Origin of the sequence: Rhizobium sullae (assembly GCF_900169785.1) — a bacterium.
In the GTDB taxonomy this organism is placed as follows: domain Bacteria; phylum Pseudomonadota; class Alphaproteobacteria; order Rhizobiales; family Rhizobiaceae; genus Rhizobium; species Rhizobium sullae.
Genome location: NZ_FWER01000008.1, coordinates 137,441 through 150,736 on the forward strand (window position 1 = coordinate 137,441; position 13,296 = coordinate 150,736).

General features: G+C 61.8%; 9 protein-coding genes. 3 read left to right on the top strand and 6 right to left on the bottom strand.

Annotated elements, in window-relative coordinates:
- Positions 1 to 178: 178 nt before the first annotated feature.
- Entirely contained in the window at positions 179 to 2,497 is a 2,319-nt protein-coding gene (locus tag BN1800_RS09355) for a PAS domain-containing sensor histidine kinase (RefSeq protein ID WP_027507492.1), read from the top strand.
- On the opposite strand, the gene BN1800_RS09360 is transcribed toward BN1800_RS09355, so the two are convergent.
- The 4 genes from BN1800_RS09360 to BN1800_RS09375 form a co-directional block, all read right to left on the bottom strand.
- Entirely contained in the window at positions 2,494 to 5,451 is a 2,958-nt protein-coding gene (locus BN1800_RS09360) for a bifunctional [glutamine synthetase] adenylyltransferase/[glutamine synthetase]-adenylyl-L-tyrosine phosphorylase (RefSeq protein ID WP_086996701.1), read from the bottom strand. The genes BN1800_RS09355 and BN1800_RS09360 overlap by 4 nt on opposite strands.
- An 85-nt stretch (positions 5,452 to 5,536) precedes the next feature.
- Complete coding sequence (locus BN1800_RS09365) at positions 5,537 to 6,946, bottom strand: sensor histidine kinase (protein ID WP_086996703.1); 1,410 nt, start codon at positions 6,944 to 6,946, stop codon at positions 5,537 to 5,539.
- Entirely contained in the window at positions 6,943 to 7,620 is a 678-nt protein-coding gene (locus BN1800_RS09370) for a response regulator transcription factor (RefSeq protein ID WP_198521654.1), read from the bottom strand. Before BN1800_RS09370 ends, BN1800_RS09365 begins: the two co-directional genes overlap by 4 nt.
- A gap of 152 nt (positions 7,621 to 7,772) precedes the next feature.
- Positions 7,773 to 9,332: a Do family serine endopeptidase gene (locus BN1800_RS09375; protein WP_027507496.1), complete on the bottom strand. Its 1,560-nt coding sequence runs from the start codon at positions 9,330 to 9,332 to the stop codon at positions 7,773 to 7,775.
- Between the two features lie 258 nt (positions 9,333 to 9,590).
- Here BN1800_RS09375 and BN1800_RS09380 point away from each other — a divergent pair, with 258 nt between their 5' ends.
- Together BN1800_RS09380 and BN1800_RS09385 are read left to right on the top strand one after the other, a co-directional pair.
- Positions 9,591 to 10,181 carry an ankyrin repeat domain-containing protein gene (locus tag BN1800_RS09380; RefSeq protein ID WP_086996707.1) on the top strand — a complete coding sequence of 197 codons (591 nt, stop codon included), beginning with the start codon at positions 9,591 to 9,593 and terminating at the stop codon, positions 10,179 to 10,181.
- A 41-nt stretch (positions 10,182 to 10,222) separates the two neighbouring features.
- Positions 10,223 to 10,744: a YHS domain-containing (seleno)protein gene (locus BN1800_RS09385; RefSeq protein WP_027507498.1), complete on the top strand. Its 522-nt coding sequence runs from the start codon at positions 10,223 to 10,225 to the stop codon at positions 10,742 to 10,744.
- Positions 10,745 to 10,746: 2 nt separating this feature from the next.
- Here BN1800_RS09385 and BN1800_RS09390 read toward each other — a convergent pair whose 3' ends face one another.
- The gene (locus BN1800_RS09390; protein ID WP_086996710.1) at positions 10,747 to 12,963 is read right to left on the bottom strand and encodes an adenylate/guanylate cyclase domain-containing protein; all 2,217 of its coding nucleotides are present in this window, start codon (positions 12,961 to 12,963) and stop codon (positions 10,747 to 10,749) included.
- Positions 12,964 to 13,051: 88 nt separating this feature from the next.
- On the bottom strand, positions 13,052 to 13,296 hold a 245-nt coding region (locus tag BN1800_RS09395; RefSeq protein ID WP_143533923.1), incomplete at its 5' end, for a cytochrome c-type biogenesis protein.

Here is a 13,296-nt window from a genome sequence, read left to right on the forward strand (position 1 = left end):
CCGCCAGGAACGCCGCACGACCCTGCGGCGCTTCGAAATGACTCGGCAAAAAAATCAGCGCTTATAAATGGTTAATAGATTTTTACCTTTCCCTCTGGACACGACGAATCAGTAGTGATTCATTGAGTCAGGTTCGGGCGAGCGGCGTCGCGAATCACACGAGGGATCAAAGCTGGTGATGATGAACGTGCGGCGGGCAACTGCGGCCGAAGGGCGGCTGCGTGTCGATTTCGAGGGGCTTCGTGCCTGGCACGGCAATGCCTCCAAGCGAACCGCGGCGATCTCCAAGCCGATTGCTAACCGTCTTCCGCAAGCCGAGATTATCCTGAAACGGGCCATCCCGGCTCTGATCGTCGCCTTCCTGACCGTCGTTGCGGCCTCGCATTTTTTCGGGATGATGTCGGATTATGCTCGCATGGGCACAGCCGCCCGGCACGCGACCGCGCTTTCGGCCGCGACCGCAGCCGCCGTCTTCGCCGACTCGACCGACCTCTTCGAAAGCGGAAACGCCGAGCAGGCGCAGGCGAAGCTGGCGAAATTCCTGCCGCAGGACCGCCTCGGCCGCGGCTCCTTTGTTCTCCTCGTCCAGACGAGCGGCAAGGTCTTCGCAGCATCGACCGCGGGTCTTGCATATGTCGGATCGAATGCTGGCGATTTCTTTCCCGAGGTTTCCGCCATCCGCCGCTTCGGAGATCGCGCTGGCGTCATCGAAACGACGATCGGCGGCGATCCGCACTATGCCGAAATCACCCTGGTCGGCAGCACCGGCGGCTATATCATCGCCGCAACCTCGCTGGACGAGATCGGAAGGCTGTGGCGCGAAGAGCTGACCCTTAACGTCACGCTGTTTGCCGGCATTTCCTCGATCCTGCTGGTGATCCTTTACGCCTACTACATGCAGGTCAAGCGCGCCCGCGACGCCGACGAGATCTTCGTCGAATCGAACCAGCGCGTCGAGACGGCACTTTCGCGCGGCCGCTGCGGGCTTTGGGATTTCGATTTCGACAACCGCGAATTCTTCTGGTCGCGCTCAATGTACGACATGCTCGGTCTGCCGGCTTCCGACAAGACGATGTCCTTCGGCGATGCGGCCCGGCTCATGCATCCTGAGGACGGCGGGCTGCACGAGATCGCGCGCTCGATCGCCAAGGGCAGTTCCGGCCAGGTCGACCAGGTCTTCCGTATGCGCCATGCCGGCGGCCACTATGTGTGGATGCGTGCCCGCGCCCAGATGATCCGCAGCAATTCCGGCCGCGTGCACATGATCGGCATCGCGATGGACGTGACCGAGCAGCACCGTCTCGCGCAGCGCTACGCTGAGGCCGACCAGCGCCTTGCGGACGCCATCGAATGCACGTCGGAAGCCTTCGTTTTATGGGACAAGAACGACCGCCTGGTGATGTGCAACGCCCACTTCCAGCAGGCCTACGGGCTTCCCGATAGCGTCCTCGTTCCAGGCACTGAGCGCAGCGTGGTCAACGCCGCCGCCGCCCGGCCGGTCATCGAGCGCCGAATGGCCGATGCCGATGGCGCCGGCCATTCTCGCACGACAGAAGTCCAGCTTGCCGACGAGCGCTGGCTGCAAATCAACGAACGCCGCACCCGCGACGGCGGCATGGTTTCCGTCGGCACTGACATCACGCTTCTGAAGCGCAACCAGGAGCGCCTGCGCGAATCCGAGCGGCGCCTCATCGCGACCATCGGCGACCTCAAGGCATCTCGTCAGACGCTCGAAAGCCAGAAGGCGGCTCTCTCGGTCGCGAACGCCAATTATCAGGCCGAAAAGGAGCGTGCAGAAGCAGCCAACAAGGCAAAGTCGGAATTCCTCGCCAACATGTCGCATGAGCTGCGCACGCCGCTCAACGCCATCCTCGGCTTCTCCGAAATCCTGCAGAACCAGATGTTCGGCCCGCTTGGCTCGTTGAAATACGACGAATATGCCCGAGACATCCATGACAGCGGCAAGCACCTGCTCAATGTCATCAACGATATACTCGATATGTCGAAGATCGAGGCCGGGCACATGAAACTGCACCGCGAGAAGATCGATCTTGCGCCGCTCATCGAGGAAAGCCTGCGCTTCACCGCCATTCCGGCGGCCAAGAAGAACATCATTATCGAACAGCGGGTTTGCGAAGGCATGACGCTGACGGCAGACCGCCGGGCCATGAAGCAGATCCTGCTCAACCTTCTCTCCAATGCGGTGAAGTTCACGAACGAGGGCGGCCGTATCGCGCTCCGCACCCGTCGCGATGCGGAAGGCGTCGTCGTCACGATCGCCGACACCGGCATCGGCATCCCCTACGAAGCGCTCACCAAGATCGGCCAGCCCTTCGAGCAGGTGCAGAACCAGTATGCCAAGAGCAAGGGCGGCTCCGGTCTCGGCCTCGCGATCTCCCGCTCGCTGACGGCGCTTCACGACGGCAAGATGCGCATCCGCTCGCGCGAGGCGATCGGCACTGTCGTCTCGTTCCGCATTCCGGACGGCGCGCGCTAAGAATTCACCGTCGTCTGGAATATCTTCCGGACAGCCTTGGAAAGCCGTTTGACCTCGCCTTGAAGCGTCTTGATGTCCGGGCAATCTCCGGCCCGGCACACCAGCTCGGTCAGGCCGGACGGCGCATCCTTCGGATCAAATGGCCCGTCGATGCAAAGCCGGATCAGCTGCGACAATTCCGTGTAGAGCGTGAACGCCTCCAGGCAGAGATCGAGGTCGGCTGCCGGCATCAAGTTGCCGCCAAGCGTCTTCAGTGCATCGCCGGTATTGTTCATTCCACCCATCTTCGCAGTCACGTCCCTGGCCGGAGCAATCAGCGCCAGATACTGCGCGATGAATTCAATATCGATCACGCCGCCGGAAATAAGTTTCAGATCCCAAAGGCCGTCCGGCGATTTCTCCTTGTCGATCAGTTCGCGCATCTCCGCGACGTCACGGCTTACCTTTGTGACGTCACGTCTCTTTGAAAGCACATCGCCGATGATCCGCTCCGCCTCGCTCACCAGGCTCCGATCGCCGCAGATCAGGCGGGCGCGGCTGAGCGCCATATGCTCCCAGGTCCAGGCTTCGTCGCGCTGATATTTCTCGAAGGACCTGATGCGCGTGGCGACCGGGCCCTTGTTGCCCGAGGGGCGAAGCCGCATGTCGACTTCATAGAGAACGCCCTCGGCAGTCGGCGCCGAGAACGCCGCGATCAACCGCTGCGTCAGACGGGTGAAGTACCTTGTCGCGTCCAACGGCTTCGCGCCGTCGGACTCGGAAGCGGCGTCGTCATAGTCGTAGAGGAGGATGAGGTCGATGTCGGAGCCCGCCGTCAGCTCGAAGCTGCCGAGTTTGCCCATGCCGGCAATGGCGACCCTTCCGCCGGGAAAATCGCCGTGCGCCGCGCGCATTTCCTGCCTCACCGCTTCGAGGGCGGCTTCGATCGCAAGATCGGCCAGATGGGTGAAGGCGCGGGCCGCCATCAGCCCGTTGATCGCGCCGGTCAGCAGCCGGATGCCGATCAGGAAGCGCTGTTCGGCGGCAAAGATGCGCAGCCGATCCAGCACCTCCTCGTAATGGCTCGCCTGCCCCAGCGATGCCTTCAGGCGTTCGCCGAGATAGTCGCGTGTCGGCAGCTCCGCCATCAGTCCCGGATCGAGCATGCCGTCGAAGACGTGCGGCTTGGCGGCGATCACCTCAGCAAGCTTCGGCGCCGAGGACATGATGTTAACGATCAGCGAAAGCAGCGCCGGATTGCTGCCGAGCAGTGAGAAAAGCTGGATGCCAGCAGGCAGGCCGGAAATGAAGCTGTCGAAGCGCAGCAGCGCCTCGTCGGCCCGCTTGCTTTCACCGAACACGCGAAGCAGCTCCGGCGCGAGTTCCGTCAGCCGCTCCCGCGCTTCGACGGATTGCGTCGCGCGATAGCGGCCGTAATGCCAGGTGCGGATGATACGGGAAATGTCGGACGGACGCTTGAAGCCGAGCTTCTTCAGGGTCTCCAGCGTATCCGGATCGTCGGCCTGGCCGGTGAACACCAAATTTCCGGTCTCGGTCGACAGTCTGGTTTCCTGCTCGAAGAGCCGCGCATAACGCCGCTCGACGGTCCGCAGCACCTCCACCAGCCGCTCGGCGAAACTCGACGTATCGGTGAAGCCCATCATGAAGGCGATGCGCTTCAGGTCGGCCTCCGTTTCCGGCAGCAGATGCGTCTGCTCGTCGCGCACCATCTGGATGCGGTGTTCCACATCGCGGAGAAACCAGTAGGTCTCCGTCAGTTCGTCACGTGTTTCCGCATCGATCCATTTCGCCTTGGTGAGTTCGGCAAGGGTCTCCTCCGTACCGCGGCTGCGCAGCGCCGGCATGCGCCCGCCGGCGATCAGCTGCTGCGTCTGAACGAAGAATTCGATCTCGCGGATGCCGCCGCGGCCGAGTTTGACGTTGTGCCCCTTCACCGCAATGGCGCCGTGGCCCTTGTGAGCGTGGATCTGCCGCTTGATCGAATGGATGTCGGCGATCGCCGCATAGTCCAGATATTTGCGGAAGACGAAGGGGGCGAGCCCGCGCACGAACGCCTCGCCCGCCTTCATATCCCCGGCGACGGGCCGCGCCTTGATGAAGGCTGCCCTCTCCCAGTTCTGGCCGCGTCCTTCGTAATAGACCATCGCCGCATCAACCGGGATCGCAAGCGGCGTCGAGCCTGGATCGGGGCGCAGGCGCAGATCGGCTCGGAAGACATATCCGTCGGCTGTCCGCTCCTGGAGGATCCGCACGAGCCGCCTCATCAGCCGCGGAAAGATGTCGATCGCATCCTCGGGATCTGGCACGATGCCGGCCTGCTCGTCGAAGAAAATCACAAGATCGATATCGGACGAATAATTCAGCTCCGATGCGCCGAGTTTTCCCATCCCGAGCACGACCAAGCCGGAGCCTTCGCTGGGATTCTCGATGTCCTTCACCTGCAGTTTGCCGCTCTCATGGGAGGACAGCAGCAGATGGTCGATCGCCGCTTTGACCGAGGCCTCGGCCAGAGCGCTCAGCCAGGCCGTCGTCTGCCGCCCATCGAAGAGCCCGGCGAGATCGGCAAGCGCGATAAGGAAGGACACTTTCCGTTTGATGATCCGCAACCGGCTCATGACGGCAGACTCGGAAGGCGAAATCCCGGCCTCCGGTTTCCAGCAGCCGCGCGCTTCGGCGATCAGCACGTCGATCTGCGGCTCGAGCGGCGATGAAATCGCAGCAGCGAGAACTGCATTGTCAATATTCGCGACGTCGCGAAGATGGGGCGAAAGCGTCAGCACCGCAGCAATGAAATCGCACATCGGGCCACCGGCCTGCAGCATCGCCGCGACCGCCGGTTCGTGTCTGCCGATATCCTGAAGGTGGGCGAGCGCCAGCTTGAGTTCGGATTGGTTCAATGGGCGCAGCAGGCCGCTGCGCACAACCTTCAGGCTATGTGTCGATTTCGTCAGCATTCCACCTCCCCGGGGACGGCAGCACCCGGAATCAGCGCCGCCGTACCAGCCCCTAACCTAGGGTCACAATCTGGAGCGGCCAACCCTAAGCAGGCTTGACGGGGAAAATCATGCTGACGGTGAGGCCACGGCCGTCTTCTTTTTCCAGATCGGCGTCTGAAAGCTCCAGCGTGCCGCCATGCAGCTCCATCACCGCCTCGACCAGCGAAAGGCCAAGCCCTGTGCCGGGCTTCGACCGGCTCTCGTCAAGCCGCACGAAGCGCTTGACGACGTCCGCGCGCTTGTCGGCCGGAATGCCCGGCCCGTGATCGGTGACCGAAAGGCAGATGCCGTCGGGCCGGCGCAGCAGCTTCAGACTGATTTCACCGCCCTTGGCATCGCCGGAATATTTGATCGCGTTGTCGATCAGATTGAAAATCGCCTGGCCGACCAGTTCGCGGTTACCTTGCACGCATATGTCGGGTTCGATGCTGCATGTCAGCGCCAGCCCGGCCTCTTCCGCAACGGGCTCGTAGAGCTCGGCGCTATCGGCAACGATCGCCGACAGTTCGATTGGCGACATCTCCGCTGCGACTGAGCCCGCTTCCACGCGCGAGATCATCAGAAGTGCATTGAAGGTTCGGATCAATTGATCGGATTCCGAGATGATCCCCTCAAGAGCCGCGCGGCGCTGGTCTTCATCGGCCGTGTCCATCGCATCCGTAGCCTTGTTGCGCAGGCGTGTCAGCGGCGTCTTGAGGTCGTGGGCGATGTTGTCGGAAACCTGCCGCAGCCCTTCGTTCAGCTTTTCGATGCGCTCCAACATCGTGTTCAGCGAAACCGACAGACGATCGAACTCGTCACCCGACACGCCGACCGGCAGGCGCTGCGAGAGGTCGCCCGCCATGATCTTCTTGCTTGCGGCCGACATGCGATCGATCCGCTTCAGCGCGTTGCGGCCGATACCGAACCAGATGATGATCGCGCCGAGGCCCATGATCGCCAGCGCGATCATCAGCGCCTGGCGCACCAGCACGCGGAAGCGCTCCGGTTCGCCGAGATCGCGGCCGACGAGAATGCGCAGGCCGTTGTCGAGCACGAAGATATTGGCGATCGCCATATGGCGGCGTTCGCCGCCGCCGCTGTCGGTGTAGCGCTGATAGGAGAAGGGAACAGACGTCCAGCCAGTTTCCTCGAAGACGCCCGCCTGTACCGAGGCGACGTTGCCCGCAAGGATATCGCCCGACGGACCGGCAATGACGTAGAGATTGGCGCCCGGCTGGCGCGTGCGGCGCTCCATCGCGCGCAACAGCGCGTTAATGCCGCCCAGATCATAGGCGCGCCTGACCACGTCGACTTCTTGCTGGACGGCTTCGCGTATCTGCCCGTTGAGCAGCCGTTGAGACATCGCCGTCACATAGAAGACGAGCGTTGCGGCGCAGATTGCAAAAAGCAGGATGTATAGTGCCGAAAGGCGGACTGCGGTGGACTTGAAGAGAAACCAGAAGCGGTTCATCCCTCGTCCTTGATCATGTAACCCGCACCGCGGATCGTCTTCAGCAGCGGCTGGCTGAAGTCCTTTTCGATCTTCGAGCGCAGACGCGAGACATGCACGTCGATGACATTCGTTTGCGGATCGAAATGATAGTCCCAGACATTCTCGAGAAGCATGGTGCGCGTGACTACCTGCCCGGCATTCTTCATGAGATATTCGAGAAGCCGGAATTCCCGCGGCTGGAGCGGGATTTCCCTGCCACCGCGCCGGACTTCATGGGAAAGCCGGTCGAGTTCGAGGTCGCCGACCCGGTAGACCACATCCTGCTCCGGCGTGCCCTTGCGGCGTCCGAGCACTTCGACGCGTGCAAGAAGCTCGCTGAAGGCATAGGGCTTCGGCAGATAATCGTCGCCGCCGGCGCGAAGGCCGGTCACGCGGTCATCGACCTGCCCAAGGGCGGACAGGATGAGAACCGGCGTATGAATACCCTTGCGCCGCAACTCGCTGATGACGGAAAGTCCGTCGCGGCGCGGCAGCATGCGGTCGATGACAATCACGTCGTAGCTGTTTTCGGACCCCATGAAGAGGCCGCTTTCGCCGTCGCTTGCATGATCGGCGACGATGCCCGCCTCGCGAAAGGCCTTCGTGAGGTAGGCCGCGGCTTCAAGATCGTCTTCGATGATGAGAATCTTCATGCGGCCGACATTACCTGCCGGTTGCGTTTGGGCAAGGCTCAAAGCGTCGTCCTGTTGCAGTGGGGTCATCGCAGTCGTCCTTGTAAAGGATGGAGAAAGGGAGCCGCGAGAGGTCGGATCGCGGCTCCCCTTTTCAGACCAAGGTGGGAGGATCAGCCTTGGCCGTTGATCGGCAGCGCAACGAAGCGGCTGCCGTCCTGGGACTGGATCTGGAAGAGCGCCCGGGTGCGGCCATCCTTCTTCGCCTGGTTCAGAACCTTGACGATATCATCGGCGTTCGCGACCTGCTGGTTGTTCACCGAGGTGATCTTTTCGCCTTGCTTGATGCCCTTGTCGGCAGCATCCGAGTCCGGGTCGATACCGGTGATCGTCAGGCCTTTGCCATCTTCCGAAGGACCGACGGTCAGGCCTAGATCGGCAAGTGCCTTCTCGGATGCCGGTGCCTCGGGCTGCGCCGGACCGCCGTCGTCGCCGTTGGAAGCGTCCTTTTGGTCAACCGGCAAGGTGCCGAGTTCGACGGTGAGGGACTGCGCCTTGCCATCGCGCCAGACTGACACTTCGACCTTGCTGCCCGGCTGCATGGCGCCAATGCGGCGGCTGAGGTCGCGAGCATCCTTGACCGTTTCGCCGTTGACGGCGGTCACGACGTCGCCAGCCTTCATGCCGGCCTTCTGGCCCGGCGTGCCGTCCTGCGCGGAGACGACCAGCGCACCGTTCGCTTCCGACAGGCCAAGCGAATCGGCGATGTCCTTGGTGACCGGTTGGATCTGCACGCCGAGATAGCCGCGTGAAACAGCACCGTCCTTCATCAGGTCGGCAACGACGTCCCTGGCAGTCGAAGCCGGGATCGCGAAGGCGATGCCGACGCTACCGCCCGACGGCGAGAAGATCGCGGTGTTGATACCGACGACCTGGCCGCTGAGGTTGAAGGTCGGACCACCAGAATTGCCGCGGTTCACGGCTGCGTCCACCTGCAGGTAGTCATCATAAGGACCGGAGCCGATATCGCGGCCGCGCGCCGAAATGATACCTGCCGTCACCGTCCCGCCAAGACCGAAGGGGTTCCCGACCGCCACAACCCAGTCGCCGACGCGGACATTGTTGTCGTCGGCCCAATTGACATAGGTGAACTTGCGGCCCTTGCCATCGACCTTGAGCACAGCAAGGTCCGTGCGCGGATCCCGGCCGATCAGCTTGGCGTCAAACTCGGTCCCGTCGGTCATGACGGCAACGAAAGCCGAGCCATCGGAAACGACATGGTTGTTGGTGACGACATAGCCGTCCTCGGAAATGAAGAAACCGGAGCCCTGTGCGACCGGGCGCAGACGGCCCTTGCCATCTGGCGGGCCAAACCTTCTGTTCGGGCCGCCCTGCGGACCGTTCGGGCCCTGTTCGCCGAACTGCTTGAAGAAGCGCTTCAGCGGGTGGTCGTCCGGCAGATCGTCGAAACCGCGGCCGTTGAAATCGAAGGCAAAGCCATCGGTGCTGTCGGCAGCCGGATTGATGCGGGATTCGACGCGAACGGAGACGACGGCCGGGGAAACGGCATCGACGACATTCGCAAAACTCGGGACCGACGGAGCTTGGACATTGACGGCTTCGGCGTAGGAACGCGTGATCTCCAGCGGCACGCCGGTTGCAAACACGGCGGCAGCGAGACCTGCGACAGTGGACGCCTTCAGCATCGTGTTGAGGGATGGAGTCTTGAACATTTTCGGCACCTTCTCTTCTACTTGTCTTCGTCCCGGCCATTGCCGGTTCGGTCGATGAATGAAGATATAGGATGCCGCACCTTACTGCGAACTTTCCGCACAATGAAAAATTCGTAATGTAGGAACGATCGCTCTATAAATTTCAGTGCAACCCTGAGCAGGTTGAACACCGTAATCCTTGCTCCCCTAGATATATTCATGATATCTTAAATATTCCTTCCGCTCGTACGGGGACCGCATATGCGGCAAGGGCATGCGATGAGGGTCGTCGGCATATCTCTGCTGGGAATTTTGCTCGGGCTTTCGACAGCCTGGGCCGGTCCACTGCACGATGCGGCAAGGGACGGCAATCGCGAACGCGTCGGCGAGCTTATCGATCAGGGCGCGAACATCGCCGAGCCGGATGCGTCGGGAGAGCCGCCTCTGCTAATCGCGGCACTTGCCGGAAACACGGATACCGTCACGCTTCTGCTCGAAAAAGGCACCGATATCGAGATTAGAAACAAGGGCGGGCTGACGGCATTGCATGCAGCCGCCTATGGCGGACATCTCGATGTCGTCGAACTGCTCGTATCGAAGGGTGCGCTGATCAATGATGAAAAGAACTTCTACCAAATGTCGCCGCTTCATGCTGCAGCCGAAGAAGGTCACGCCGATGTCGTCGCCTTTCTCGTCGCACACAAGGCGAACATAGAGGCAAAGGAACGCAACGGCTACACGCCGTTGACGCAGGCCGGATGGCGATCCCACTGGGATGCCGCCGACCTGCTGTTGAAAGCGGGCGCTGTTTGCCAGCAAGCCGACCTGGTCGGCGACTGGCTGTACGGCGAGTGCACGAAGCGGAAATAGCGCTGGCTGCATCTCATCGCCCGAACTGGGAGAATGGATACATGTCATATCGCAAGCAGACAGGCGGCGCTGCCGCCTCCATTATCGCTGGTGCCGCGATCCTCTTCGCGTTCGCGCAGCCGGCATCGGCGGAAGAACCGGTGAATACCGGCTATTTCGGGGACGTGGCGATCAAGGGCTACGATCCGGTGGCCTATTTCACCGAAAACAAGGCCGTGGAAGGATCTCCGGTCTATTCGCATCGGTGGCTGGGTGCCGAATGGCATTTCACCAGTTCCGAAAACCGCGACCGATTCATCGCCGACCCCGGCAAATATGCGCCTCAATACGGCGGCTATTGCGCCGACGGCGTGTCCTTCGGGACGGTCACGACCAATATCGACCCGAAGGCATGGCGGATCATCGATGGCAAGCTCTATCTCAGTTACGATCCCGGTGCCGCGGAAGGCTTCGAAAAGAAACCTACCAAGGTCGTCGATTCCCAAAAGCACTGGTCGGAGGTGCAGAGCACCCTGATTTCCGACAAGTTGCACAAGGACTGGCAGCATATCGCGGCCGAGTGAATTCAAGGCGCCAACGAGAAGAACTTCAGCGCCTGCGGGGTCACGTGAACATACTGGGCGCCGGCTTGTCCGGCGTCCTTGCTTCTGTAGACCTGCCCGCACACCATGCGGTCGAGGAAATAGCCGCCGAACCGCTCGCAGAGCCTGTTTCCCTGCACCTCGACCGTGCCGGTAATATTGGTGTTGGCGCTGCGGTAGGCGGTATTGCCCGCCTTGTCGAAATACTGGACGAACACAGTTCCGTTCTTGTGTTTTCCGCTCCACGTCTTGTCGCTGATCAGGTCGCGTAGGGCGTCCACGTCCAGTCGATCGACCTCCGAGCCCACGAACCCGAAGGGCCACTCCGGAATCCCGGCCGCGCGCAATCCGCTCAGATGGTGCTCCAGGTCGTCTTCGCGCCAGTAGTCGTAGAGATAGCTGTAGTAGGTAAGGTTGGCGTCCGGAAACAGCTCCAAAAGCTTGCCCTTCTCCTGCTCGGCGCGAACCCGGTCCCCTTCATAGGCATAGGCAGCCGTCAGGTACTCGCGCGCAGGCTCCGCATTCGGCAGCGCATCCCGTGCCGCCTCGATGAGCGGGATTGCGCGCCTGTTGTCCCGCGCCGTGTAAAAGACGATCCCCGCCAGCAGCCGGACGCTCGGCTGCGGCTCGGGATCGAGCCGCAGGGCCTTTTCCATCTCGGTGACCGCCTCGTCGTGGCTTCCCGTATGGGCAAGGATCAAGGCCAGGTTGCCGAAGGCCTCCGCGCTGTTCGGCTGCGCCTCGACCGCGCGGTTTGCCGAATCCCGTGCCTCGGCGGCGCGCCCGTCCACCAGCTGCAACAGGGCGAGAACGGTGTGGGCCCGCGCATTGTCGGGGTCGAGCTTGAGCGCCTGTCCGGCGGCGTCATAGGCGATCTTGCGTGCCACCGCCGCCGACCAGAGGAAGTTATAGTCGTTGCGCCAGACGTCGACGGCAACGCGCGCGATGCCAGCATGCGCATCGGCAAAGTTCGGATCGAGGTCGATGGCCTTCTGATAATAGGATAGCGTCCGGCGATAGGTATCCACGTCGCTGTAGGCAATGCCCTCGTGCTCCGCCCGCATGTAGTAATCGTAGGCTTCCAGGTTGTCGCTCGGTATCCGCTCCAGCTGTGTGCGCTCGCCTTCGCTGAGCTGAACCGAAAGCGCAGAGATGATCTTACCGGTGACGTCATCCTGAATGGCGAACAGATCGACATATTGGCGGTCGTAGCGCTCAGCCCAGACCGAAAGCCCGCTCAGCGCGTCGATCAGCTTGACGTTGATCCGCAGCTGTGGCCCCGCGCGCTGCAACGTGCCTTCGAGCACGTAGTGCACGCCGAGTTCCGCCGCCACGTCCTGAATCTTGCCCGCACTGTTCTGGATGGCAAATACCGAATGTCTGGCGATGACGAAAAGCCCTGAAACCTTGGATAGCTCGGTAATTAGGTCGTCGGTCAGCCCCTGGGCCAGGTGATCCTGCTCCGTATCGCCACTGACATTGATGAAGGGCAGCACCGCCACCGAAGGCTTGTCCGGCAAAGGATAGGCGAAGCGCTCGACCAGCGTTGGCGTCTGGCCAAGCTCCCACGGCTGTAACCAGTAGGCTACGGCAGCGGCCAGCAACAGGAAGGCAATGGCAGCCGTAAGGCCGGCAGGTTTCCGCAACAGGCGCTTGAAGCGCTTCGGCGCTGCTCTCGCCGAGACCGGGTCGAGCACGACCTGGTAGACGCGGATCGGCTCTACGATGCTGCGCACCTTCTGCATGCCGAGTGACGTATAGCCGACGTCGAGTTTGGTTTTCACCTGATCGTAGGTCGTGCCGGAGATCGCGATCCCGCCCGGCTCGGCCAGCGCTTGTATGCGGTCAGCGATATTGACGCCGTCACCCTGAATGTCATCGCCTTCGACGATGATATCGCCAAGATTCACACCGATGCGGAAATCGAGGCGCATCGCTCCATCGCCGGATTTCTTTCGCGCCGCCTTCTCGCGCTGTACGTCAATTGCGCAATGCAAAGCATCGACAACGCTGTGAAATTCGACCAGCAGGCCATCACCCATGGTCTTGACCAGCCGGCCATGATGTTCGGTAATCTTGGGCCGGATAATGTCGTCCATATCCGCCTGGAAGTGGCGACGCGTGCCCTCTTCGTCGATCTGGCTCAAACGGCTGTAACCGGCGACGTCAGCGATCAGAATTGCTGCAAGACGGCGCTCCATGTCATCCCCGCATCTGCGATGGTCCGCTCGGGCATCTTACCGCAGGTTGATTGGCGAAGCCATTATGCTGTCAGGGGACGAGGCCGGCTCACTTGCCGAGCAGTTCGTCGAGCTTTGCCTGCTCCTCCGCTGTCAGGCGGCTGCCGGTCGGCTTGCCGGCCCGCCGCCGCGCAAAGACCGTGAGCGCGACGCCGCCTGCGGCCACCAAGAGCACCGGGGCACCCCACAGCAGGATGGTCCGAAGACTGAGCCTTGGCTTCAGCAGCACGAATTCGCCGTAACGCGAGACGATGTAGTTCAGAACCTCCTCGTCGGTGTCGCCATCGGAGATGC